Annotated in this window: 22 protein-coding genes and 3 tRNA genes; 2 read left to right on the top strand and 23 right to left on the bottom strand. The window is 69.3% G+C overall.

The window, feature by feature from the left end:
• Nucleotides 1-79 precede the first annotated feature (79 nt).
• The 3 genes from rpsG to Val02_RS47180 form a co-directional block, all read right to left on the bottom strand.
• Nucleotides 80-550 (bottom strand): 30S ribosomal protein S7, encoded by a 471-nt coding sequence (gene rpsG / locus Val02_RS07765; RefSeq protein WP_203898224.1) that lies wholly within the window; start codon nt 548-550, stop codon nt 80-82.
• A gap of 1 nt (nt 551) precedes the next feature.
• Nucleotides 552-926 carry a 30S ribosomal protein S12 gene (gene rpsL, locus Val02_RS07760; RefSeq protein ID WP_203898223.1) on the bottom strand — a complete coding sequence of 125 codons (375 nt, stop codon included), beginning with the start codon at nt 924-926 and terminating at the stop codon, nt 552-554.
• Nucleotides 927-1,239: 313 nt separating this feature from the next.
• Nucleotides 1,240-1,890 carry a phage holin family protein gene (locus Val02_RS47180; protein ID WP_239152535.1) on the bottom strand — a complete coding sequence of 217 codons (651 nt, stop codon included), beginning with the start codon at nt 1,888-1,890 and terminating at the stop codon, nt 1,240-1,242.
• 146 nt (nt 1,891-2,036) lie between these two features.
• On the opposite strand from Val02_RS47180, the gene Val02_RS07750 reads away from it, so the two are divergent.
• Nucleotides 2,037-3,878, top strand: a complete 1,842-nt coding sequence (locus tag Val02_RS07750; RefSeq protein ID WP_203898222.1) for a DUF6311 domain-containing protein — start codon at nt 2,037-2,039, stop codon at nt 3,876-3,878.
• On the opposite strand, the gene Val02_RS07745 is transcribed toward Val02_RS07750, so the two are convergent.
• The 20 genes from Val02_RS07745 to Val02_RS07650 form a co-directional block, all read right to left on the bottom strand.
• Nucleotides 3,830-4,390 carry a hypothetical protein gene (locus Val02_RS07745; protein ID WP_203898221.1) on the bottom strand — a complete coding sequence of 187 codons (561 nt, stop codon included), beginning with the start codon at nt 4,388-4,390 and terminating at the stop codon, nt 3,830-3,832. The genes Val02_RS07750 and Val02_RS07745 overlap by 49 nt on opposite strands.
• Nucleotides 4,372-4,521: an LPXTG cell wall anchor domain-containing protein gene (locus tag Val02_RS07740; RefSeq protein WP_203898220.1), complete on the bottom strand. Its 150-nt coding sequence runs from the start codon at nt 4,519-4,521 to the stop codon at nt 4,372-4,374. The genes Val02_RS07745 and Val02_RS07740 overlap by 19 nt, the downstream gene beginning before the upstream one ends.
• Nucleotides 4,522-4,531: 10 nt before the next feature.
• A complete protein-coding gene (locus tag Val02_RS07735; protein WP_203898219.1) occupies nt 4,532-4,873 on the bottom strand; it encodes a hypothetical protein in 342 nt (113 codons plus the stop codon).
• Between the two features lie 5 nt (nt 4,874-4,878).
• A complete protein-coding gene (locus tag Val02_RS07730; RefSeq protein ID WP_203898218.1) occupies nt 4,879-6,699 on the bottom strand; it encodes a hypothetical protein in 1,821 nt (606 codons plus the stop codon).
• Between the two features lie 86 nt (nt 6,700-6,785).
• Nucleotides 6,786-10,676, bottom strand: a complete 3,891-nt coding sequence (locus Val02_RS07725; RefSeq protein ID WP_203898217.1) for a DNA-directed RNA polymerase subunit beta' — start codon at nt 10,674-10,676, stop codon at nt 6,786-6,788.
• Nucleotides 10,677-10,766: 90 nt separating this feature from the next.
• Entirely contained in the window at nt 10,767-14,198 is a 3,432-nt protein-coding gene (gene rpoB / locus Val02_RS07720; RefSeq protein ID WP_203898216.1) for a DNA-directed RNA polymerase subunit beta, read from the bottom strand.
• 563 nt (nt 14,199-14,761) lie between these two features.
• Nucleotides 14,762-15,148 carry a 50S ribosomal protein L7/L12 gene (gene rplL / locus Val02_RS07715; protein ID WP_203898215.1) on the bottom strand — a complete coding sequence of 129 codons (387 nt, stop codon included), beginning with the start codon at nt 15,146-15,148 and terminating at the stop codon, nt 14,762-14,764.
• A gap of 55 nt (nt 15,149-15,203) precedes the next feature.
• Nucleotides 15,204-15,767 (bottom strand): 50S ribosomal protein L10, encoded by a 564-nt coding sequence (gene rplJ, locus Val02_RS07710; protein ID WP_203898214.1) that lies wholly within the window; start codon nt 15,765-15,767, stop codon nt 15,204-15,206.
• A gap of 281 nt (nt 15,768-16,048) precedes the next feature.
• Nucleotides 16,049-16,768, bottom strand: a complete 720-nt coding sequence (rplA, locus tag Val02_RS07705) for a 50S ribosomal protein L1 (RefSeq protein ID WP_203898213.1) — start codon at nt 16,766-16,768, stop codon at nt 16,049-16,051.
• 56 nt (nt 16,769-16,824) lie between these two features.
• Nucleotides 16,825-17,256: a 50S ribosomal protein L11 gene (gene rplK / locus Val02_RS07700; protein ID WP_203898212.1), complete on the bottom strand. Its 432-nt coding sequence runs from the start codon at nt 17,254-17,256 to the stop codon at nt 16,825-16,827.
• A gap of 114 nt (nt 17,257-17,370) precedes the next feature.
• Nucleotides 17,371-18,081, bottom strand: a complete 711-nt coding sequence (gene nusG / locus Val02_RS07695; protein WP_203898211.1) for a transcription termination/antitermination protein NusG — start codon at nt 18,079-18,081, stop codon at nt 17,371-17,373.
• A 14-nt stretch (nt 18,082-18,095) separates the two neighbouring features.
• Nucleotides 18,096-18,626 carry a preprotein translocase subunit SecE gene (gene secE, locus Val02_RS07690; RefSeq protein WP_203898210.1) on the bottom strand — a complete coding sequence of 177 codons (531 nt, stop codon included), beginning with the start codon at nt 18,624-18,626 and terminating at the stop codon, nt 18,096-18,098.
• A gap of 127 nt (nt 18,627-18,753) precedes the next feature.
• A tRNA-Trp gene (locus Val02_RS07685) sits at nt 18,754-18,826 on the bottom strand.
• 46 nt (nt 18,827-18,872) lie between these two features.
• Nucleotides 18,873-19,304: a MaoC/PaaZ C-terminal domain-containing protein gene (locus tag Val02_RS07680; RefSeq protein ID WP_203898209.1), complete on the bottom strand. Its 432-nt coding sequence runs from the start codon at nt 19,302-19,304 to the stop codon at nt 18,873-18,875.
• 1 nt (nt 19,305) lies between these two features.
• Nucleotides 19,306-19,755 (bottom strand): MaoC family dehydratase N-terminal domain-containing protein, encoded by a 450-nt coding sequence (locus Val02_RS07675; protein WP_203898208.1) that lies wholly within the window; start codon nt 19,753-19,755, stop codon nt 19,306-19,308.
• A 66-nt stretch (nt 19,756-19,821) separates the two neighbouring features.
• Nucleotides 19,822-19,989: a 50S ribosomal protein L33 gene (rpmG, locus tag Val02_RS07670; RefSeq protein ID WP_203898207.1), complete on the bottom strand. Its 168-nt coding sequence runs from the start codon at nt 19,987-19,989 to the stop codon at nt 19,822-19,824.
• Between the two features lie 42 nt (nt 19,990-20,031).
• Nucleotides 20,032-20,104 (bottom strand) — tRNA-Met (locus Val02_RS07665).
• Between the two features lie 25 nt (nt 20,105-20,129).
• Nucleotides 20,130-20,205, bottom strand: a tRNA-Thr gene (locus Val02_RS07660).
• A gap of 81 nt (nt 20,206-20,286) precedes the next feature.
• Nucleotides 20,287-22,824 (bottom strand): putative bifunctional diguanylate cyclase/phosphodiesterase, encoded by a 2,538-nt coding sequence (locus tag Val02_RS07655; RefSeq protein WP_203898206.1) that lies wholly within the window; start codon nt 22,822-22,824, stop codon nt 20,287-20,289.
• A 392-nt stretch (nt 22,825-23,216) separates the two neighbouring features.
• Complete coding sequence (locus tag Val02_RS07650; protein WP_203898205.1) at nt 23,217-23,723, bottom strand: hypothetical protein; 507 nt, start codon at nt 23,721-23,723, stop codon at nt 23,217-23,219.
• 81 nt (nt 23,724-23,804) lie between these two features.
• Between Val02_RS07650 and Val02_RS07645 the strand changes: the two genes are divergently transcribed.
• Nucleotides 23,805-24,917, top strand: coding sequence for a PAS domain-containing sensor histidine kinase (locus Val02_RS07645; protein WP_203898204.1), 1,113 nt, complete (start codon nt 23,805-23,807; stop codon nt 24,915-24,917).
• Nucleotides 24,918-24,931: the final 14 nt, after the last annotated feature.

Raw genomic sequence — 24,931 nt, 5'->3', positions numbered from 1 at the left:
GTCTTGCGGGGGCCCACGCCCTCGCATCTCTCCAGTAGAAGCGCTGCGAGGGCGGCAGGCCCGGTACTTCCGCCGGTCGCTACCAGCGGTAGTGGGCGAACGCCTTGTTGGACTCGGCCATCTTGTGCGTGTCCTCGCGGCGCTTCACCGCGGCGCCGAGGCCGTTGCTGGCGTCGAGCAGCTCGTTCATCAGGCGGTCGATCATGGTCTTCTCGCGGCGGGCCCGGGAGTACATGACCAGCCAACGCAGCCCGAGGGTGACGGCCCGGGGCGGGCGCACCTCGACGGGGACCTGGTAGGTCGCGCCACCGACACGGCGGCTCTTGACCTCCAGGGTCGGCTTCACGTTGTCCATCGCGCGCTTGAGCGTCACGACCGGGTCGGTGCCGGTCTTCTCGCGGCAGCCCTCGAGGGCGCCGTAGACGATGCGCTCGGCGAGCTGACGCTTGCCGGCCAGCAGGATCTTGTTCACCAGCTGGGTGACCAGCGGCGAGCCGTAAACCGGATCCGGGACCAGCGGTTGACGCGGAGCGGGGCCCTTACGCGGCATGTCAGCTCTTCTCCTTCTTCGCGCCGTAACGGCTGCGCGCCTGCTTGCGGTTGCGGACGCCCTGGGTGTCCAGCGAACCGCGAATAATCTTGTACCGGACGCCGGGGAGGTCCTTCACCCGGCCGCCACGCACGAGCACGATCGAGTGCTCCTGCAGGTTGTGACCGACGCCGGGGATGTACGCCGTCACCTCGAAACCGCTCATCAGCCGAACGCGGGCGACCTTGCGCAACGCCGAGTTGGGCTTCTTCGGAGTGGTGGTGTACACACGCGTGCACACGCCCCGCCGCTGCGGGCACCCCTTCAGGGCCGGCGTCTTGCTCTTGCTCACCTTCGCCTTGCGACCCTTGCGGACCAACTGCTGAATTGTGGGCACCGGGTCTGCCTCTCCCTTCGGCCTCGCGGCCGAGCCGTCCTACTACTGCTGCTTGCACGTACGTCTTCGCTCGTCCGCCGACCCCCGCGGTCGGGCGTGTCGCCCGGCGCACGGAAACCCGGCCCAAAATCGCTACCGGGGGTGGCGGGTGCGCGCTCCGCTGATCCGGCTACCGGATGCCCCGACGCACGCACAAGTCGCCCAGTCAAGCTGGGCACGAGGGAAAAGAGTACCCACCGTGTGTACCCGGGTCAAAATCGGGGGTACCCCCGGTCGGTAACCGTCGCCTTCCCCAGCCTACCCGGTCCCGGGCTCAGGTGGCGACGAGTGCCAATGCGAGCAGGACTCCCCCGCTGGTGAACAGGATCCCGACGGCCCCGCAGACCATGCCGGTGATCCCCATCCCACGCCCGCTGAACCGGCCACGGCCACTACGGATCTGCCTGGTGGACGCGTACCCCAGACCCAGCCCGGCGAAGCTCAGCAGCGCCGCCAGCACGGCGAACGCCCCCGCGAGGATCGGGATCGACTCGTTCTGCAGCCCGGCGACCCCGGCGCACCCGATGACGAACGCCACCAGGATCGACGCGATGCCGGCGATCATCGATCCGACGGCCAGCCCGGACACGGTCGGCGGCACCCGCAGGTACGCCACCCCGAACTCGGTGCCCGGCACCGCCTCCACCCGCATCGGCCCCGTAGCGGCCGGCTGCGGCGCGGTGTACTGCCGCGGCGGGAACGGGTGACCCCCCGGCAGCCCGCTCGCCGGCACGGCACTCACCGGCAACCCGACCGGATACCCTTGGGGCACCCCCGACGCGGGCCCGGCCGGATAGGACTGGGCGGCGGCGGGCGCCGACCAAGGCTGATAGGGCGCGGGCACCGGCGCGGCGGACTGCGGCGACGGAGCCCCGGGCATAGTCCACTGTGGATCCGACTGCGGCGGCCGCGGCTGCTCACTCAACAGAATCTCCTGTTCACAACAGCGGTCCTCGCGAGCTGCGGTCCTTGCATGCTCACGGACCCATTGTGCCCGCATGCCTCCGGACCCGTAGAGGTAAGGTCCGGGCCGAAGTAGTGCAGTCAGAACGAAGGGAACCGCGGGCGCCGATGAGCACCACGCCTACCGACACGGTTTCACCGGCGGCGGAACCCGTCGAGCCGGCCGAGGCCACCCCGGCACCCGCGAAAACGCGGCTGGCACTCTCCTGGCGCCCCTCCCGCCCGGACACGATCTCCGCGGCCGTGTACCTCCTGATCGCGCTCTGGACCTGCGGCGGCCTGTTCCTGGACCCGTACGACCGGGTCTCGGCGCACAACCCCAACGACCAGATCTGGTTCCAGTGGCTGCTGGAGCACGGCGCCTGGACGGTGCGGCACCTGTCGGACCCGCTGTTCTCGATGCGGCAGAACTACCCGCTCGGCGTGAACCTCATGGCGAACACGTCGGTGCTCGGCATCTCCATTCCGTTGGCGCCGCTGACGATGCTGTTCGGCTCGGAGATCACGTACTGGATCTTCCTGGTCGGCGGCCTGGCCGGCACCGCGTTCGCCAGTTACTGGGTCTTCTCCCGGCACGTGGTCGACTCGAAGGTCGCCGCGTGGCTGGGCGGTGCGGTGATCGGGTTCGCGCCCGGCATCATCCATCACGCCAACGGCCAGCCGAACTTCAGCACGCACTTCGTGGTGCCGTTCATCGTGCTGGTGTCGCTGCGGCTGGGCCGCGAGGGGCGCACCGTCCGGGACGGCGTGATCCTGGCGCTGCTGATCTTCTACCAGTTCTTCATCAACCAGGAGGTGCTGCTGATCGCGACGTGCGGGATCGCCGTCGTGACGCTGCTGCGCCTGAAGGAGATCGCCCCGGACTGGAAGCGGATCCTCGGTTCGCTCGGGATCACCGGCCTCATCGCCGGGGTGCTGCTGGCGTATCCGATGTGGTTCCAGTTCAACGGGCGCCAGTCCTACAGCGGGCTGCCGTTCGACTTCCACGCCTGGGGCGAGGACCTCACGGCGTACGTGACCTTCGCGCGGGACACGCTCGCCGGCGACGAGTACGTCGAGAAGACGATCGGCGGCACCGAGCAGAACACCTGGTTCGGGTGGCCGCTGGTGATCGTGCTCATCGTGGCGGCCGTCCTGCTGTGGAAGCGCAGCCGGCTCGCCCGCCTCGCCACGATCACCGGGGTCGTCTTCGTGCTCGCGGCCATCGGGCCGGAGGTGCGCGTCAAGGGTGAGTTCCGCGGGATCCCGGGGCCGTGGGCGCTGGTCAGCAGCGGGCACGTGCCGGTGCTCAACCTGCTGCAGCCGACCCGGCTCACGCTCGTCGTCGTGGGGATCGCCGGCCTGCTCGTCGCGCTGGCCTGGGAGCGGCTGCGGGACGTTCGGGTCGACCGGCGGCGCTGGGGCTACGCGGCCGTCGTGGTCGCGCTCATCCCGACCGCGCCGTGGATCATGCCGACGATGAACGCCCCCGAGGTGCCGGCGTTCATCACCGAGGGAACGTGGCGCCGGTACACCCCCGAGGGGTACACCGTCCTGCCCTCCCCGGTGCCGAACAACTCCGACGGCATCTACACGCTGCGCTACAACGTGCGGGCGCGTCAGGAGTTCCCCATCCCGCACGGCTACTTCATCGGCCCCGACGAGAACGGCCGCGGCTGGTACGGCCCGGTGTCGCGCAAGACGACGTTCTGGGTCAACCACGTGCAGCGCCACGGCGAGATCGACGGTCACGACGCGGCGCACAAGCTGGTGCCGAGCGAGCCGATGATCGCCGAGATGAAGCGGGACCTCGTCTACTGGAAGGTGGCCGTGGTGCTGATCGGCCAGACGCAGCACCGCGAGGAGCTGCGGATCCTGTGGACGCAGGTGCTCGGCAGCGAGCCGGAGACGGTCGACGGCGCCTACGTCTGGGACGTGAAGTGGCTGACCGCTCCGGGCGCCACCCGCTGACCCGGTAGCGGCGGCTGCCCGGCGGAACGTCGCCGGGCGGCCGGCCATCCGCGGACCCCCGCGATCGGCACCAGCACGAGCGTGCTGAGGAGCAGCGGCACGAACTCGCCACCCTCGTGGATCCGCACCGCGTTGCGCGCGCCCGCCTCCGCCACGAGCCGCGGCATCTCCTCTGCCGCCGCCTCGGCCGCAAGGATCATCGGGTACGTGTAAGCGACCGGGAACGCGACCGTGACCAGGGCCGCGATGCCCCGCCACCACTTCCCGAGACCGGGCAGGGCGATCACCAGCGGGGCGACCACCAGGACCAACGCGATCGACGCCCGTCCGAGTGGCAGCACGTGCGGCAGGATCAGCACGGCGACGCCCCACCACGCCAGGCCGTTGCCCTCGGTCGCACCGAGCGTGGACACCTCTTTCAACTGCTTCTCCGTCAGGGCCGGCAGTTGCTCGGCGATCCGCTGGTCCCCCAGCCGGCGCGCCTTGACGACGATCACCAGCAGGTCCGCCACGAGCAGCCCGGCTGACGCCGGCGCCACATCAGCGCGGCCAGCAGACCGAGTACCAGGATCAATCCGGCGATCATCGCCGCGTAGACCGCCGTCACTTCGCCCGCGGCGGGCTCCAACCCCGTGGAACGCACGCCCGGCAGGCTAGTTCACGTTGGAGTCGAAATCCGTCCCGCCGGTGCCGGCCCACAGGTACAGCCCCCGCACGATCGCCACCACGAGGGCCGCGACGGCGAAGACGATGCCGGTCCAGGCCAGGCGCACGCCGTTCTCATAACGGCTCGTCCCGATCAGATAGCCCTCGGCGGCATGGAGCTCCGCGCGGACCTCGCGGGCCAGCATCAGCGCGATCGTGGCCGGGATGAGCCCGCCCACGAAGGGTCCAGTCAGCACCGCGACGACCCCCAGCGCGTAGACGGCGTTGGCCTTCGTCGACCGCACCGGGTCCGGGTCCGCGGGATGCCGCTGCGCCACCACCTCGCTCATGTCGCCTACCCTATGCCGCCCCGGCGCAGCACGTTCTCGGCGCAGCGCCGCAGTGCCCAGTCCGGATCGCCGGCCACCCGCGCGGCGACGTCCGCGAGGCGCCCCAGGGCCGTGTCGTGCCGGGCATCTGTCGCCAGGAACGCCTCCCAGACGGCCGATCGCACCCGTGCGTCAGGACTCTCGGCGAGCAGCCCCAAGGCCGGGAACGCCAACCGCACGTCGGCGCCGTGCCAGGCCCGTTCCTTGATCACCTGAGCGGCCAGCACGCACACCTGCGGCTCCGGGTCGAACAGCGCGACGGCCACCGCCGGCTGCGCGGCCCGCAGGTCGACCATGTCGACGGCCAGCTCCGCCAGCAGCGTCAGCACGCGGCAGCGCACCTGCGGATCCCCGGTGGCGTACAGCGGCGCGACCAGGTCCCGCAGCACCGGTTCGGACTGGGCCGGCTTGCGCCGCAGCTTCGGCAGCACGGCGGCGAGATCCGGCACCTTCGGTGCGGCGGGCGCCGGTTCGTCGACGAACGGCAGCGCGTAGGACGCCGTGCCCTCCGCCGGGCCTCCGGTGCGCAGCCAGCGGCGCAGCGGCGCCGCGTCGGCCGCGTCGACGGCGCGCAGCACCTCCGCCGGATCCTCCGGAGACACCGGCCGGTCGCCGCACCACAGGGTGCCCACCACCAGCGGCAACGCGGCGGTCATCGGATCCCCGGCGCGCACGGCCCCGAGGATCGCCCGCAGCGCGGCGTTGCGCTCCTCGCTCGCCAGCGCGTCGAGCAGATTGCCCAGCCCGCGCCGGCTGCGCACCCGCATCCGCGACCGGTACCCCACCGGCACCGCCGGGAACGCCGTCGCCGGGTCGGCACCGGCCGCCACGACGGCGTTCATCGCGGCGTCGAGTGGGCCGCGCGCGTCGCTGAACGCCCACAGCGCGCTACTCAGCAGCTCGGGCCGCCCGGTCGCGGCCACCGCGCCCAGGGTGGCGGCCTGTCCGGGAGCGGCCGCCGCCGTACCGAGGCCGGACGCGGCCGCCTGGCGGCTCTGCTTCCGCTTCGCCGGGAGGCTCCGCCCCAGGGCGGCGACCGCCGCCGGGCCGCACGCGGGGTGCCACGCGGCGAGACCGAGCGTACGCGCGGCCAGCCAGGTCACCGTGGCGCCCTGCCACCAGGAGCCCACCCCTGGGGGCGGGGGAACGCGGCGATCGTCCGGCAGGAGCGATTCCAGCGGCGCCACGTGCGCGCTCAGGTCCGCGCCGGCCTCCGCGCAGACACCCAACAGGGCCGCGGTGACCGCCCGTACCGCCGGGTCGGCGTCGTTCAGCAGGGGAAGGACCGCGTCGGCGGTGGGCTGCGGGTCGCGTCGCCCCGGTGCGATGCGATACCAGCGCGCGGAGCCGTAGAGCGCCGCCACGACACCCGGGCGGTCGGCCGGTGCGATCGCGGCGATCTCGTCGCGCAGGGCGTCGGCGTCGCCGCGCAGCCACGCCAGGCGCCACGGCGGCTCGTTGGCGGCGACCTCGTCGAGGAACGTCAGGTCGCCGCCCTCGGCCAGCGTCACCGCGAACTCCCGCCGCACGTCCGGCGGGGTGTCCGCCGAGGACAGGAAGACCTGCGCCACGGTCGCCGCCGCGGCCGGCCGCTCGCGGACGAGACGGGTCAGGCGGCCGGTGATCGCCAGCCGGGCGGCCGCGACCACGCGGGCGTTGCGGTGCGACAGGAGCCGCAGCAGCTCCGGGGCCAGCGTCTGCGGGTCGTCGGCCAGAACGCCGCCGGCCCTGCTGATCGCGTTCCGCAGAAGGGGTATCTGCTTTGTGCGGAGATCCTCGATATCCATCCCGGCGGATCCTAGGGAACGCCCGCCACCGGAAACGCCGGAGGCGCCGTGGGGAACCCCCACGGCGCCTCCGGAACGCAATCGACCTAGCGGAACGAGCCCAGGTCGAAGTCGTCCAGCGGCACCGCGTGCCCACTGGCCGGCCCGAACCCGTAGTCCGTCTCCGGGTATCCGGTCATCGAGTACACCTTGGCCTTCGCCTCCTCGGTCGGCTCGACCCGGACCGCGCGGTACTTGTTGATGCCCGTACCGGCCGGGATGAGCTTACCGATGATGACGTTCTCCTTGAGACCGATCAGCGAGTCGCTGCGGGCGTGGATGGCCGCGTCCGTCAGCACCCGGGTCGTCTCCTGGAAGGAGGCCGCCGACAGCCACGAGTCCGTGGCCAGCGACGCCTTGGTGATACCCATGAGGACCGGGCGGCCGGCGGCCGGCTCCCCGCCCTCGGCGACGAGGCGACGGTTCTCCGCCTCGAACTGGGCACGGTCGACCAGCAGACCCGGCAGGAACTCGGTGGCCCCGGAGTCGATGACCGTGACCCGCTTGAGCATCTGCCGAATGATGATCTCGATGTGCTTGTCGTGGATGAGCACACCCTGCGAGCGGTAGACCTCCTGGACCTCCTGGGTCAGGTGGACCTGCACCGCACGCGGCCCCAGCACCCGCAGCAGCTCGTGCGGGTTGATGGTGCCCTCGGTGAGCTTCTCGCCGACGTTCACCGGGCCGCCGTCGTGCACCCGCAGACGGACGCGCTTGGAGATCTTGTCGTAGACGATCTCCTCGCTGCCGTCGTCCGGGATGACGACGATCTTGCGGGAACGCTCCGCGTCCTCGATCCGCACCCGACCGGTCATCTCCGCGATCGGCGCCATGCCCTTCGGCACACGCGCCTCGAAGATCTCCTGGACACGGGGCAGACCCTGGGTGATGTCCTCACCGGCGACACCACCGGTGTGGAACGTACGCATCGTCAGCTGCGTACCCGGCTCACCGATGGACTGGGCGGCGATGATGCCGACCGCCTCACCGACGTCGACCGTCTTACCCGTCGGCAGCGAACGCCCGTAGCAGGCACCGCAGACGCCGAGCTTCGACTCACAGGTGAGAACGCTGCGCACGCGCACGTTCTCCACGCCGGCGGCGACGATCTTCTCGACCAGGATCGAGTTGAGGTCGGTGCCCCGCTCGACGACCAGCCGGCCGTCCTGGTCGCGGATGTCGTCGGCGATGGTGCGGGCGTGCGTGCTGGTCTCGGCGTGCTCGTGCACGACCAGCGTTCCGTCGTCCAACCGCTGCGCGATCGGCATCGGGATGGCGCGCTCGGTGCCGCAGTCCTCCTCGCGGATGATCACGTCCTGCGACACGTCCACCAGACGACGGGTCAGGTAACCCGAGTCGGCGGTACGCAGCGCCGTGTCGGCGAGACCCTTACGCGCACCGTGCGTGGAGATGAAGTACTCCAGCACGGTCAGGCCCTCACGGAACGACGCCTTGATCGGCCGCGGGATGATCTCACCCTTGGGGTTGGCCACCAGACCACGGATCGCGGAGATCTGCCGGAGCTGGAGGAGGTTACCGCGGGCACCCGAGTGGATCATCTTCCACAGCGGGCCCTCCTGCGGCAGGGCCGTCTCCATCTCCTTGGCGACCTCGTTGGTCGCCTTGGTCCAGATCTCGATGAGCTCGCCGCGACGCTCCTCGGCGGTCATCAGACCACGCTGGTACTGCTTGTCGATCCGCTCGGCTTCCTTCTCGTAACGCTCCAGGATCGCCTTCTTGTTCGGCGGCTGGACGACGTCCTCGATGCCGATGGTCACGCCCGACCAGGTGGCCCAGTGGAAACCGGCCATCTTGAGCGCGTCCAGCGTCGCCGCGAGCGACACCTTCGGGAAGCGCTCGGCGAGGTCGTTGACGATCGCCGAGAGCTGACCCTTGCGGATCTCGTAGTTGACGAAGCGGTACCCGCGCGGCAGCGTCTCGTTGAAGAGCACCCGGCCGAGCGTGGTCTCGATGATGGCCGGCTGGCCGACCTCCCAGCCCTCCGGCGCCTCCCACGGGGCCTTGCCGGCACCGTTGTCGACCCCGATCAGATCGGGCAGGCGGATCTTCACCTTCGCCTGGAGGTGGATCTCCTTGTTGTCGAACGCCATCTGAGCCTCGGCGTAGGACGAGAACTCGCGCCCCTCACCGATGACGCCCTCGCGCATGTGCGAGAGGTGGTACAGGCCGATGACCATGTCCTGGGTGGGCATGGTGACCGGCTTGCCGTCGGCCGGCTTGAGGATGTTGTTGCTCGACAGCATCAGGATCCGCGCCTCGGCCTGCGCCTCCGCGGACAGCGGCACGTGCACGGCCATCTGGTCACCGTCGAAGTCCGCGTTGAACGCGGTGCAGACGAGCGGGTGGATCTGGATGGCCTTGCCCTCGACCAGCTGCGGCTCGAACGCCTGGATGCCCAGCCGGTGCAGGGTCGGCGCACGGTTCAGCAGCACCGGGTGCTCGGCGATGACCTCTTCCAGCACGTCCCACACCACCGGGCGCTGGCGCTCGACCATGCGCTTGGCGGACTTGATGTTCTGCGCGTGGTTGAGATCCACCAGCCGCTTCATCACGAACGGCTTGAACAGCTCCAGCGCCATCTGCTTCGGCAGGCCGCACTGGTGCAGCTTGAGCTGCGGGCCGACCACGATGACCGAACGGCCGGAGTAGTCGACGCGCTTGCCCAGCAGGTTCTGACGGAAGCGACCCTGCTTGCCCTTGAGCATGTCGGACAGCGACTTCAGCGGCCGGTTACCCGGGCCGGTGACCGGACGACCCCGGCGGCCGTTGTCGAACAGCGCGTCGACGGCCTCCTGGAGCATCCGCTTCTCGTTGTTGACGATGATCTCGGGCGCACCCAGGTCGATGAGGCGCTTGAGGCGGTTGTTCCGGTTGATGACCCGGCGGTACAGGTCGTTGAGGTCGCTCGTCGCGAACCGGCCACCGTCGAGCTGCACCATCGGGCGCAGGTCCGGCGGGATGACCGGCACGCAGTCGAGCACCATGCCCAGCGGCGAGTTCGACGTGTTGAGGAACGCCGCGACGACCTTCAGCCGCTTGAGGGCGCGGATCTTGCGCTGGCCCTTGCCGCTGCGGATGGTCTCGCGGAGCAGCTCCGCTTCCTCGTCGAGGTTGAGGTTCTCCAGGAGAGCCTTGATCGCCTCGGCGCCCATGCCGCCGGTGAAGATGTTGCCGAACCGGTCGCGCAGCTCGCGGTAGAGCAGTTCGTCGGTGACGAGCTGCTTCGGCTCCAGCTTCCGGAAGGTGTCGAGCACCTCGTCGAGACGGTCGATCTCGCGCTGCGCACGGTCGCGCATCTGGCGCATCTCGCGCTCGCCGGACTCCTTCACCTTGCGGCGGACGTCGGACTTGGCGCCCTCCGCCTCCAGCTCGGCGAGGTCGGCCTCCAGCCGGGTGGCCCGCTTCTCGATCTCGACGTCGCGGGCGTTCTCCGCCTGGCGCTTCTCCGCCGCGATCTCGCTCTCGATGGTGGGCATGTCGCGGTGCCGCGCCTCGGTGTCCACGCTGGTGACCACGTAGGACGCGAAGTAGATGATCTTTTCGAGGTCCTTCGGCGCCAGGTCGAGCAGGTAGCCCAGCCGGCTCGGCACACCCTTGAAGTACCAGATGTGCGTGACCGAGGCGGCCAGCTCGATGTGGCCCATCCGCTCACGGCGGACCTTGGCCCGGGTCACCTCGACGCCGCAGCGCTCACAGATGATGCCCTTGAACCGGACCCGCTTGTACTTGCCGCAGTAGCACTCCCAGTCCCGGGTCGGACCGAAGATCTTCTCGCAGAAGAGTCCGTCCTTCTCCGGCTTCAGGGTGCGGTAGTTGATCGTCTCGGGCTTCTTCACTTCCCCGTGCGACCACTGGCGGATGTCGTCAGCGGTAGCCAGGCCGATCCGCAGCTCGTCAAAGAAGTTGACGTCGAGCACGTTGTATATCCCTCACACATCGTGTGTTGCGCTACTAGCTGGTTCCGGAGCTGGGCGTGTGAGGAGCGGGGCCCCTCACACGCCCACGCGTCACACTTCCTCGACGCTGCTCGGCTCGCGCCGGGAAAGGTCGATGCCCAGTTCTTCCGCAGCCCGGAACACCTCGTCGTCGGTCTCGCGCATCTCCAGGGCGACACCGTCGCTGGAGAGCACCTCGACGTTGAGGCAGAGCGACTGGAGTTCCTTCAGCAGAACCTTGAAGGACTCCGGAATGCCCGGCTCCGGGATGTTCTCGCCCTTGACGATCGCCTCGTAGACCTTGACCCGGCCGAGAACGTCGTCGGACTTGATGGTCAGCAGCTCCTGCAGCGCGTACGCGGCGCCGTAGGCCTGCATGGCCCAGCACTCCATCTCACCGAAGCGCTGGCCACCGAACTGCGCCTTACCACCCAGCGGCTGCTGCGTGATCATCGAGTACGGGCCGGTCGACCGAGCGTGGATCTTGTCGTCGACCAGGTGGTTGAGCTTCAGGATGTAGATGTAGCCGACCGCGATCGGGTCCGGGAAAGGCTCCCCGGAACGACCGTCGAACAGCTGCGCCTTACCCGAGGCCTGCACCATCTTCTGACCGTCGCGGTTGGGCAGGGTGCTGCCGAGGAGACCGGTGATCTCCTCCTCCTTGGCGCCGTCGAAGACCGGCGTCGCCACGTTGGAGTCCGCCGGCGACGAGTCCGCACCGATGGCCTTCAGCGCCTGCTTCCACGGCTCGTCGTCGCCCTCGACCTGCCAGCCCCGCTTGGCGACCCACCCGAGGTGCGTCTCCAGGACCTGGCCGACGTTCATCCGGCTCGGCACGCCGAGCGGGTTGAGCACGATGTCGACCGGGGTGCCGTCCTCGAGGAACGGCATGTCCTCCGCGGGCAGGATCTTCGCGATGACACCCTTGTTGCCGTGCCGGCCGGCGAGCTTGTCGCCGTCCTGGATCTTCCGCTTCTGGGCCACGTAGACGCGGACCAGTTCGTTGACGCCCGGCGACAGCTCGTCGCCGTCCTCCCGGCTGAACGTGCGCACGCCGATGACCGTGCCGGTCTCACCGTGCGGCACCTTCAGGGAGGTGTCACGAACCTCGCGGGCCTTCTCACCGAAGATCGCGCGCAGCAGCCGCTCCTCCGGCGTCAGCTCGGTCTCGCCCTTGGGCGTGACCTTGCCGACCAGGATGTCGCCGGGGACGACCTCGGCACCGATCCGGATGATGCCCCGCTCGTCCAGATCCGCCAGCATCTCCTCGCTGACGTTCGGGATGTCGCGGGTGATCTCCTCGGGGCCGAGCTTGGTGTCCCGCGCGTCGACCTCGTGCTCCTCGATGTGGATCGAGGTGAGAACGTCGTTCTGGACCAGCCGCTGGCTGAGGATGATCGCGTCCTCGTAGTTGTGGCCCTCCCAGCACATGAACGCCACGAGCAGGTTGCGCCCGAGCGCCATCTCGCCCTCGTCCGTGCAGGGACCGTCGGCGATGACCTGACCGGCCTCGACGCGGTCGCCCTCGAAGACGACCGGCTTCTGGTTGACGCAGGAGCCGGCGTTGGAGCGGCGGAACTTGTGCAGCAGGTAGGTACGGCGGTGGCCGTCGTCCTGGTGCACCGTCACGTAGTCGGCGCACAGGTCCTCGACCACGCCACCGACCTCGGCGACCACCACGTCACCGGCGTCGACCGCGGCGCGGTACTCCATGCCGGTGCCGACCAGCGGAGCCTCGGCCTTGACCAGCGGCACCGCCTGGCGCTGCATGTTGGCGCCCATGAGGGCACGGTTGGCGTCGTCGTGCTCGAGGAACGGAATCATGGCGGTCGCGACCGACACCATCTGGCGCGGCGAGACGTCCATGTAGTCGACCTGGTCACCGGGGACGTTGTCGACCTCACCGCCCTTACGGCGAACGAGCACCCGGGCCTCGGCGAAGCTGCCGTCGCTCATCAGCGGCGCGTTTGCCTGCGCCTTGATGTAACGGTCCTCCTCGTCCGCGGTCAGGTAGTCGATCTGGTCGGTGACCTTGCCGTCGACGACCTTCCGGTACGGCGTCTCGATGAAGCCGAACGGGTTGACCCGCCCGAACGTCGACAGAGCGCCGATCAGGCCGATGTTCGGGCCTTCCGGGGTCTCGATCGGGCACATGCGTCCGTAGTGCGACGGGTGCACGTCCCGAACCTCGAAGCCGGCCCGCTCACGGGACAGACCACCCGGGCCCAGCGCCGACAGACGGCGGCGGTGGGTCAGGCCCGCGAGCGGGTTGGTCTGGTCCATGAACTGCGACAGCTGCGACGTCCCGAAGAACTCCTTGATCGCCGCCACCACCGGGCGGATGTTGATCAGGGTCTGCGGGGTGATCGCCTCGACGTCCTGGGTCGTCATGCGCTCGCGGACGACGCGCTCCATCCGGGACAGGCCGACACGGACCTGGTTCTGGATGAGCTCGCCGACCGTGCGCAGGCGCCGGTTGCCGAAGTGGTCGATGTCGTCGGCCTCGTAGCCGTCCTCACCGGCGTGCAGCCGGCACAGGTACTCCACGGTGGCGACGATGTCGTCCTCGGTCAGCACGCCCGTCGTGATCGGGACGTCGACTTCCAGCTTCTTGTTGACCTTGTAGCGGCCGACCTTCGCGACGTCGTACCGCTTCGGGTTGAAGAAGAGGTTGTCGAGCAGCGTCTGGGCGTTCTCCCGGGTCGGGGGCTCACCCGGACGCAGCTTGCGGTAAATGTCGAGCAGCGCCTCGTCCTGGCCGGCGATGTGGTCCTTCTCCAGGGTGGTCATCATCAGCTCGGACCAGCCGAACTTCTCGCGGATCCGCTCCGCGCTCCAGCCGATGGCCTTGAGCAGGACGGTGACCGCCTGGCGCCGCTTGCGGTCGACGCGAACGCCGACGGTGTCGCGCTTGTCGATATCGAATTCGAGCCACGCACCACGGCTGGGGATCACCCGGACGCTGGAGAGGTCACGGTCCGATGTCTTGTCGGGCTCCTTGGCGAAGTACACGCCCGGGGAACGGACGAGCTGGCTCACCACGACGCGCTCAGTGCCGTTGATGATGAAGGTGCCCTTGGGCGTCATCATCGGGAAGTCACCCATGAACACCGTCTGGCTCTTGATCTCGCCAGTGGTGTGGTTGGTGAACTCCGCGGTCACGAACAGCGGCGCGCAGTAGGTCAGATCCTTCTCCTTGCACTCCTCGATCGAGGCCTTGACCTCGTCGAAGCGCGGAGCGGAGAACGACAGCGACATGGTGCCGGAAAAGTCCTCGATAGGACTGATCTCGTCCAGGATCTCGGCAAGCCCGGAACGGGCGTGCGAATCACCGGCAGACCGGTTCTGCCACGCCTCGTTGCCCACCAACCAGTCGAACGACTCGGTTTGGATGGCGAGGAGATTGGGAACCTCAAGGTGCTCGGTGATCCTGCCGAAAGAGATCCGGCGGGGTGCGTATGCGCTCGACGAACTAGAGGTCTTCGCAGGGCGGGAAGCTGCCAAGATGCGTCCTTCCGAGGACCGGTGTTGCAACGGCCGTTTCGCGTGCAGCCCGACAAACCCTGGTCCAGATGCCTGTGAGGGCTGATGGTGGGCAGGGTGAAAGTCAGAAGACAGCGCAATCTAGCAGTGTAGCCGCAAGGCTAACCGCTGTCCAGCCGAACGGCACGGTGACTTTGCCGGGACCCTGAGAGGGGTCCACGGCGCCACCGGGAGCCATCGCCTCCGGGCCTCGCTCACTCCGCTCCGCCTGCCGCTTCAGATCGCGGCGGCTCCCTGGCAGGAGTAGCGCCCGGCGGCGCGGCTCAGCCGTTTGCAGGCCGTCGCATCCGCGGGAAGTGGTGCTGGTTCAGCGTGCCTGCCCCCTGGTCATCACGTCAAGGGTTACCCGCCGACCACACCGCGCGCATGGCGTCGACCTACCGACATTTGACCTTAAAGCCACAGTTCACATCGCGGCGGCCGAAGCCGCCCGGTGACCCAGATCACCCCAGCATAGGCCCCCGACGCAAACGGGGCGGCCACCGGGAAACCCCGGCGACCGCCCCGTTGAGGAGCGGAAACCCTTACTTGAGGGTGACCTTCGCGCCTTCGCCCTCGAGCTTGGCCTTGGCCTTCTCGGCGGTGTCCTTGTTGACCTTCTCGAGAACGGCCTTCGGCGCGGCCTCGACGAGGTCCTTCGCCTCCTTCAGGCCCAGGCTGGTCAGCTCGCGCACGACCTTGATGACCTGGATCTTCTTGCCGCCGTCGCCCTCGAGGATGACGTCGAACTCGTCCTTCTCCGGCTCGGCCTCGACGACGGCACCGCCGCCACCGCCGCCCTGCTGGATCGCGACCGGCGCGGCGGCCGTGACGTCGAAGACCTCTTCGAACTGCTTGATGAACTCGGACAGCTCGATCAGCGTCATTTCCTTGAACGCGTCGAGCAGCTCGGTCTGGCTCAGCTTCGCCATGTGACTGTCCTTTCAGAAATCAATGTCAGTGCGCCGAAGTGACTCCGGCGGTGAATCATTCGGCCGGAGCCTCGGCGGGCGCCTCGGCAGGCGCGCCACCCTGCTTGTCCTGCAGAGCCGCCGCCAGGCGGGCCATCTGCGCGAGCGGAGCCTGCAGCGTCGCCGCGGCCTTGCTCAGGTTCGCCTTCATCGCACCGGCGAGCTTCGCCAGCAGCACCTCACGGGACTCGAGGTCGGCCAGCTTGCGGACCTCGTCCGCACCGATGGCACGCCCCTCGAAGACGCCGCCCTTGATGACCAGGAGCGGGTGCGCCTTAGCGAACTCCCGCAGCCCCTTGGCCGCCTCGACGGGGTCCCCGCCGACGAAAGCGAGCGCGGTAGGACCGGAGAACAGTTCGTCGAGACCGGTGATGCCCGCGTCGGACGCCGCGCGCTTGGCGAGCGTGTTCTTCGCGACCGCGTACGTGGTCTCCCGCCCCAGCGAGCGCCGCAGCTCCTTGAGCTGAGCGACCGTCAGGCCGCGGTACTCGGTGAGCAGCGTCGCCGACGAGCCACGGAAGCTCTCGGTCAGCTCGGCAACGGCAGTGGCCTTGTCGGCCCGGACCGGCTTGTCCGCCATGTCCCTCCTCTCTCGTTACATCGTGCTGGTGGGCCCGAGAACGAGAGACGCCCCGGCGCAGGGCGCACGGGGCGGGACGCGGCACACGAGACGCGGCCGGAGACGCTTACCGTCCATCCTGCGCGGGCCGCCCGCATCAGCGGGACCTTCAACCGTGCGAACACGGTGACCAGCGGTCTTCGGGTGGAACTTCGGAAGGAACAGTACGCGACGAGGCGCCCGGTCTCCAAATCAGAAACGACCCACCCCTTGCGGGGCGGGTCGTTTCCGTGCGAAAGGGGTCAGGCCGAAGCCGACTCGTCTTCCTGCAGGTTGCGCGTGCGGTTGGGGTCGACCGGGATGCCCGGGCCCATCGTCGTGGTGACGAAGACCTTCTTCAGGTAACGGCCCTTGGCGGCCGACGGCTTGACCCGCAGCACCTCGTCGAGCACCGCGGCGTAGTTGTCGATCAGCTGCGCCTCGGTGAAGCTCGCCTTGCCGATGATCAGGTGCAGGTTGGCGTGCTTGTCCACCCGGAAGGTGATCTTGCCGCCCTTGATGTCGGACACCGCCTTGGTGACGTCCATCGTGACCGTGCCGGTCTTCGGGTTCGGCATCAGGCCGCGCGGGCCCAGGATCCGCGCGATCCGGCCGATCTTGGCCATCTGGTCCGGCGTCGCGATCGCGGCGTCGAAGTCGAGCCAACCCTCCTGGATCCGGGCCACGAGGTCCTCGCTGCCGACCGCGTCGGCACCCGCGGCCTCGGCCTCGGCGGCCTTGGCGCCGGCGGCGAAGACGATCACGCGGGCGGTCTTACCGGTGCCGTGCGGCAGGTTGACCACGCCACGGACCATCTGGTCCGCCTTGCGGGGGTCGACACCGAGGCGCATGGCCACCTCGACGGTCGGGTCGAACTTGGTGGTGCTGGTCGACTTCGCGAGCTTGACGGCCTCGGCCGGGCTGTAGAGCGCCGACCGGTCGATCTGCTCGGCGACCTTGCGGTAGTTCTTGCTGCGCTGCATTGCTCAGTACTCCTGTGGTAGCTGGCGGGCCCGCTCGGGCCCTCCCACGGCGAAAATCAGTCCTTGACGGTGATGCCCATGGAACGGGCGGTGCCGGAAATGATCTTCTCGGCGGCTTCGATGTCGTTGGCGTTCAGGTCGGCCATCTTCTTCTCCGCGATCTCGCGGAGCTGGGCCTTGCTGATGGCGCCGACCTTCTCCTTGTGCGGCACACCGGAGCCCTTGGGCACACCGGCCGCCTTGATGATCAGCTGGGCCGCCGGCGGGGTCTTGAGGATGAACGTGAACGTCCGGTCCTCGTACACGCTGATCTGAGCCGGCACGATGTCGCCGCGCATGGACTCGCTCGCCGCGTTGTACGACTTGACGAACTCCATGATGTTGACGCCGTGCTGACCCAGCGCCGGGCCGACCGGCGGAGCCGGGGTGGCCTGGCCCGCCGGGAGCTGAAGCGTGAAGGTCTTGACGAGCTTCTTCTTCGGAGGCATGGTCGTTTACTGCTTTCTTCCTGGGCATTACGGGCGCACGCGCGCCCCTAAAGGATCAGTGCGCACACGGGTGTCCCCCGGGCGCACAGCACCGGCAAGGCTACCGCGATCGACTCAGATCTTCGAAACCATGTTGAAGTTGAGCTCGACGGCGGTCTCCCGACCGAAGATCGAGACGAGCACCTTGAGCTTCTGCTGGTCGGCGTTGATCTCGGCGATGGTGCCGTGCAGCGACGCGAACGCGCCCTCGGTCACGGTCACCGAGTCCCCGACCTCGAAGTCGAGAACCTTGACCTCGGCCTTCTTGGTCTCCTTGACCGGAGCCGCCGGTGCCAGCCACTTCAGCACCTCGTCGAGCGACAACGGCGCGGGGCGGTCGGCCCGATCGGTGGCGCCGACGAACCCGGTGACCCCCGGCGTGTTGCGCACGCACGAGTAGGACTCCGGGGTCAGCTCCATGCGGACCAGGATGTAGCCGGGGAAGACCTTGTTCTGGACCTGCTGGCGCTTGCCGTTCTTGACCTCGACCTCTTCCCGGGTCGGCACCTCGACCTGGTAGATGTACTCCTCCATGTCGAGGCTGGTGATGCGGGTCTCGAGGTTGGTCTTGACCTTGTTCTCGTAACCGGCGTACGAGTGCACCACGAACCAGTCGCCGGGCGCGAAGCGCAGGGCCTGGCGCAGCTCGGCGACGGGGTCGCCGTCGGAGGTGGACACGACAGCGGGCGCCGGCGCGGCCGTCGACTCGTCGGGCGCGTCGACCTCGGTAGGGTCGGGCAGGTCGGCCGCCGTAGTCACGGAACCGTTGTCGTCGTACTCATTCACGTCTGTCACCTTGGCTACTCTGCCGGCGTCGAACCGTGCCCGAAGACCCACAAGACGCCCTTGGCCAACAACCAGTCGATGCCGCCGACGAACGTGAGCATGAGCGTCACGAACACCACCACGACGGCGGTGTAGGTCAGCAGCTCCTTGCGTGTGGGCCAGATGACCTTACGCAGCTCGGCGACCACTTCCCGGAAGAAGTTAGCAAACCGGGCGAAGATCCCGGGCTTGTCGCCGGTCTTCTTCTTGGTCGGGCGCTTCTCGGAGGGCTTCGCGGCACGACCACGGGGGCCGCGGCGGGATGCCGGGCGCTCCTCGTCGTCGTCCTCGTCGACGTCGTCCTTTTTCTTCAGCGCGGTACCGGACTTGCGGCCGTTGGCCGAACGCCGGGGAGCCTCGTCCTCGTCGTCATCCTCGACGTCGTCGTCCTCGAACTCTTCGTCCTCGAACTCGTCGTCAAGATCTTCATCGACCGCGGAGTCATCGTCGATCGCCTCGTCGAGGCGGTCGTCGACGTCCTCGCCGCGCCGCTTCCTCTCGGCCATGCGTCCTCTTCCGTGAACTCGCGGTGGATGGTTTCAACCGGCTCCGGAACTGCGGGTCAACGCGGGCGGTCCGGTGCGCGTTCCCCGCCCGGACCGGTACCACCACGTCCCGGACGGGCCATCGGCGCAGGGGCGACAGGACTTGAACCTGCAACCTGCGGTTTTGGAGACCGCTGCGCTGCCAATTGCGCCACACCCCTACGTGGGATGCGCTTACGGCACACCCACGGTGGCCCAGTGTACGGGTTACTCCGCCGGATCCAAAAGCCGCCCCGGCCGTACCGTGGCGCGAGCCTGGCCGAGCACCTTCTCGCCGGCGCTCACCGCGGTGACCATGACCTGCGCGGTCCCGTCCTCGGCGACCTCCTTGACCACGCCGGAGATCACCACCTCGACACCGCTGTCGTCGTCCGGCACGATCACCGGACGGGTGAACCGGACGCTGAAATCCGTCACCGCCGCCGGGTCGCCGGCCCACGTGGTCAGTGCCCGGGCGGCCAGCGCCATCGTGTACATGCCGTGCGCGATGACCCCGGGAAGGCCGTTCTTCACGGCGACCCGGTCGCTCCAGTGGATCGGGTTGAAGTCCAGCGAGGCACCGGCGTAGCGGATCAGGTCGGCACGGGTCACCACGAACGTCAGGGGCGCCAGTTCGGCACCCGTCGTGAACACCGCCATCTCAGGCCTCCGTCCGCGCCACGATCTTGGCCCACGAGGTCACCACGAGTTCGCCCTCGACGGTGACGATCTCGGTGCGCACGCTCACCGAGTCCAACCCGGCGCGGCTGGAGAGCTTCTCCAGCACGGGCCGGCAGACGAGCGCGTCGCCGGCGCGCACGGGGCGTTCGTAGGCGAACCGCTGGTCGCCGTGCACGATGCGGCTGAAGTCGATACCCACGTCGGGGTGCTCCGCGAAGAGCCGGGCCGCCAGCGGGATCGTCAGCACCGTGGGGAACGTCGGCGGGGCGATCACGTCCGGATGCCCGAGCGCGGCGGCGGCCTCCGGGTCGTGGTACGCCGCGTCGTCGGCGCCCACCGCCCGGGCGAACTCGCGGATCTTCTCCCGACCGACCAGATACGGCTCACCGGGCGGGAACGAGTGCCCCTCGTAGGAAAGGTTCAGCGGCATGGCGCAGACGCTACCGGCCGCCCCCGAGAACGGGAGCGGCCGGTAGCGAACGTCTACGGATATCTATTACCGCGTCTCGCGGTGAGCCGTGTGCTTGCCGCAACGCGGGCAGTGCTTCTTGAGCTCCATCCGGTCCGGGTCGTTACGGCGGTTCTTCTTCGTGATGTAGTTACGCGACTTGCAGTCGACGCACGCCATCGTGATCTTCGGACGGATGTCGGTCGCCTTGGCCACGGGGGTGCCTCTCTCTGCTTCTCAAGTGGAACGGTGTACGGGTAGCGGTGGCCGGACTTGAACCGGCGACACAGCGATTATGAGCCGCTTGCTCTGCCATCTGAGCTACACCGCCGAATCGGGCCCTGACTTGCGACCCGTGGAGCCCCCTTACGGAATCGAACCGTAGACCTTCTCCTTACCATGGAGACGCTCTGCCGACTGAGCTAAGGGGGCGTCGTGCGCTCTCTACGTGCACGCGCTCGATAAGAGTACACGGCGCTCGGCCGGGGATGAAATCGGCTTACCGATCTCGGGTCAGGTCACCGCGCGGAGCCAGCGAACGGCACCCGTGGCGCTCGGCGTGGGCTCCGTGCGGGCCGCCAGCCAGGCGTCGAGGCGTTCGTAGGGGATGGGGCGGCTGAAGAGGAAGCCCTGGCCGAAGTCGCAGCCGATCTCGGTGAGCCGGGCCAGTGTGAGTTCGCTCTCGACGCCCTCGGCCACCACGGAGAGGTTGAAGTGGCGGGACAGGTCCACCACCGCCCGCACGATCGCCAGGTCCCCGGCGTCGGTCGCCATCCCCTGCACGAACCCCTTGTCGATCTTCACCTCGGTCACCGGCAGCTTGCGCAGCAGCGCCAGCGAGGAGTAGCCGGTGCCGAAGTCGTCGACGGAGAGCCGGATCCCGATCGCGCGCAGCTTGCGCAGGTTGTCCAGCGCCCGGCCCGGATCGCCGAGCAGCGCCTCCTCCCCCACCTCCAGCGTCAGCTGGGACGGGGCGACGCCGTACTCGTCGAGCAGGTCGCCCACCTGGTCCGGCCAGTGCGGGTCGGCGAGGCTGCGGGCGGAGATGTTCACCGAGACCGAGAGCGGGCGCCGGGCGTCGGCCCAGCCGCGTGCCCGGCTCAGCCCTTCCCGCAGGACCAGCTCGGTCAGGCGGGCGATCTGGCCGGTGTGCTCCGCGACGGCCACGAAGTCCTCGGGCGTCACCGAGCCGTAGACCGGATGTTCCCAGCGGGCGAGGCACTCGACGCCGACCACCCGCCGGTCGGCGAGGGCCACCTTGGGCTGGAAGTAGACCTCGATCTGCCGGTTCTCCAGGGCGCGGCGCAGGTCCGCCGCGAGGCCGAGGCGGCGCACCGTGCGCGATTCGAGGCCGGCGTTGTAGCCCTGGATGCCGGCTCCCTGCTTGGCCGCGTGCGTCGCGACGTCCGCGCGCTGCAGCAGCGTCTCCGCGTCCTCGGCATGATCGGGGAACGTCGCCACGCCGACCGTGGTGTCCACATCCGTCGGCAACCCGCTGACCTGCATGGGTTCGCGCATGCCGAGCCGGATGCGGTCGGCGAGCGCCAGCGCGGAGTCGAGGTCCACGACCCGCAGCATCACGGCGAACTCGTCCTCGCCCACGCGGCCCACGAGCGCGGCGGCCGGCACCCGGCTGCGCAGGCGCTCGGCCACCTCGACCAGCACCTCGTTGCCGGCGCGGTGCCCGAGCGACTCGTTGACGCTGCGCAAACCCACCACGTCGAACTGGAGCACCGCGACGACCTCGTCGCTCTTGCGCGTGCGGACCGCCTCGGTGAGCGCCGCCAGCACCCGCCGCCGGTTGGGCAGGCCGGTGAGGGCGTCGTAGTTGGCGTCGTAGCGGAGCCGGTCGACGAGCCGGGAGTTCTCGATCGCGACACCGACGTGGGCGGCGAGCGTCTCGACCAGCTGAACGTCTTCCGACGTGAAGTGCGCCGTCTGCCCCAGCCGCCCGGCCACCTCGATGGTGCCGACGACCGCGTTGCCCGAGCGCAGCGGCACGACGATCGCGTCCTTGGTGCCGAGCCGCCGCAGCTGGTCCCGCAGGTCGACGGTGTCCTCGGCGGTGCTGAACCGGGCGCCCAGGGTGACCGGCTCGCCGGTCTCGAACGCCCGGCGGCGTAACGAGTCGGGCGACTTCGCCCGGTCCAGCAGTCCGGTGTAGTCGACGGAGGCGGTGAGCAGCACCTCGGGATGGCGTCCACGGGCGGGCAGCCAGAGCGTCGCCGACTCGGCCTGGAGCAGCTCGCGCAGCCGGCCGAGAACGACGTCGGCGAGGCGGCCCTCGGAGGTGCTCGCCGTGGTGGCCCGCGTGATCTCGTGGATCTCCGCGAGGCTGCGGTGCTGGCGCACGAACTGCGCGTAGGAGCGGTAGAAGAACCCGAGCACCACGCTCAGCCCGAGCAGCAGCACGAGCGCCCAGACCGTCTTCTCCAGCGCCAGCAGGGCGACCATGCCGACGGTGACGTTGATCAGCGTCACCATCTGGTTGATCAGCACGCCCTGGGCGTACTGCGGCAGATAGGACGGCCCCTGCATCAGGGCGATCAACGCGGCCATCGCGACGGCGGTCGAGAGCGAGGAGACGAAGACCGCGGCGGAGAGAACCAGCCAGGAGCGGGGATCCAGATCGCGGTCGAACCCGACGCCGAGCACCAGCGCGTTGGCGCACGCGGCACCGGTGGTCGCGCTCGCGATGTTGAACGCCGCCTTCACCGGCGCCGATCCCAGCCGCAGCTGGATGATCACCGCCGACACCACGCGCACCAGGATCACCGTCACCGGCGACAGGTAGAACAGCATCACGAGCAGCGGCAGATCGACCAGCGACACATGGAATGCCTGCCGGTGCACGGTGAACTGCATCTGGAACGACGACGCGGCCACGCAGGCCAACGTCAGCCCGGCCGTGATCAGCCAATCGACGCCGGTGCTCGGAAAGAGGTCAGCGGGGATCTGCTCGGCCCGCGCGATGGCCGGAAGCGTGAGAACGGTCGCGATGAGAATGAGCGGACCGGTGACGAGCCAAGCGCGTCGGTCGGAGCGCCGCACCGGCGTATGACGAGCCACCGACCCCCCAGCCGTTGTGCTTTAGCCGCAGCGGCTGGAAACAGCTACCGCAGGACGGATACCGATGCGCCACCGGTCCAATAGATGTCGCCTTCGGTCACGTGGTAGCTGTCGGACTGGGTCCCGGCCCCGACGACCACACCGAAAGCGATTCCCGCGAGGACCGCAGCGCTGGCCACCCACCGACGTACAGATTTCTTGCTCATCACGTCGCTCCTGTGCCACACGGCCCTTGGTGGGTAGATATCCCCGATGGTGCCACAGGCAAAACCGCAGGCATAACCCTTCTTCGCGCGCCGACCGCTCGATCCGCACGTTTCGGCCTTTCGGTCACTTCCACAGCACCGGAACGGCCGATCCTCACCGCCCGGAGATCACGACGGGATCACGAGAAGGTCCGGCCGCAGGCGCCGGAGGGACTCGCCGCGCTCGGTCAGCACGGGCCAGTTTCGCTCCGTCGCGAGCAGCACGACGAGCGCCGCGAGCCGGTCGCCGCCGGACCGGTCGACGAGCCGCTCGAAGAGGCGTCCGCGGGCGAGCCGACCGTCGACGGCGACGACCGCCGGGCCGTCGATCAGGTCGCGCAATCGCCGCTCGGAAACCGGGTCCGGGCGGCGGGCCGCGGCGACGGCCAGCGCCGGCAGCGGAACGAGCAGGATCCGGCCGTCCCGGTGCGCCATCGCGAGCACGCTGGCCGCATAGGTGGTGGCGTCGGCGAACGCGACGAGGGCGCTCACGTCGAGCACCCAGCCGCCGGCGGCGGTCGGGGCCGGCGGCTCGGGGTCGGGCACGGCGTGCAGGGCGGGACGCCGCTGCGGAACGGGACGCCGGCGGGCGGCGCGGTCAGCCGGGACGCGGGCGGGCAGCCCACCGAGGTGCATGTGCAGTACACGAGCTCCCGTCGAGGATTCCACGATCATTATTAGAACACATGTTCGATCACCTCGGCGCCCTTCCGGCCGATGGCAAGGGTGATGGGACAGACGCTGCGCGGGGTGCTGCGTTCGGTGGGTCGAGGGCTCACCGGGGCCGACCCGCTGCCCGAGGTGCTGGACGCCGTCGCGGAGGGCGTGTTCGTCGCGCGGCCGGACGGTCGGGTGGTGCTGTGCAACGCCGCCGCGGTGCGGCTGCTCGGGCTGCGGGGCGTTCCGCGGGATCTGCGCGACCTGCCGCTGCGGGAGTTCCGGACGGTGGAGGGGCTGGCGCTGGTGCCGCGCGAGCTGCCGATCGCGCACGCCGCGCGCGGCCGGCGCGCCGCCGCCGACCTGCGACTGCCCGACGATCGGGTGCTGCGCATGGACGCCCGACCGCTGCGGCGCCGGGTGGTCGCGGTCCTGCGGGAGGTCACGCTCGACGACGTTCTTGCGGTCGAACGGCATCAGCTCGAGCGGCTCAAGTCCGACCTCATCGCGACCGTCTCGCACGAGCTGCGCACACCGCTCACCAGCATCCAGGGCTACACCGAACTGCTGCTCGGCGGCGACGCCGGTGGCCTGGACGCGATGCAGCGGCGCATGGTCGACGCGATCGGCAACAACGGGGCCCGTTTGCTCACGCTCGTCGACGACCTGCTGGCGTTCGCTCGGGTGGACGCCGGGGAGTTCACCCCGTCGGCCGAACCGGTCCACCTCCCGGACGTGCTCGAACGGGTCGACAGCGCGATCCGGCCCGGGCTGCCGGAGGGGCTGCGCCTCGTGCGGGACGTGCCGGCCGACGTGCCGCTGGTGACCGGCGACCCGGTCCAGCTCGAACGGGCCCTGCGCAACCTGGTGGGCAATGCGGTCAAGTTCTCGCCGGGCGGCGGCACGGTGCTGCTGGCGTGCGCCCGCGACGGCGCCGAGGTGCGCGTCTCCGTGGCCGACACCGGGATGGGCATCCCCGAGGACGAGCAGGCGCGCCTCTTCGAACGCTTCTTCCGCGCGTCGCAGGCCCGCGAGCGGCACCTGCCGGGGGCGGGCCTCGGGCTCGCGCTGGTGAAGACGATCGCCGAGGGGCACAGCGGGCGGGTGTCACTGATCTCCGCCCCCGACGCCGGCACCACGGTCACGCTGCACCTGCCCGTGCGGAACGCTTGAAACTCCTTAACCCT

The organism is Virgisporangium aliadipatigenens, assembly GCF_016863615.1.
Classification (GTDB): domain Bacteria; phylum Actinomycetota; class Actinomycetes; order Mycobacteriales; family Micromonosporaceae; genus Virgisporangium; species Virgisporangium aliadipatigenens.
The sequence above is the reverse complement of the archived record's forward strand: the minus strand, read 5'-3'. Positions and strand labels throughout refer to the sequence as shown.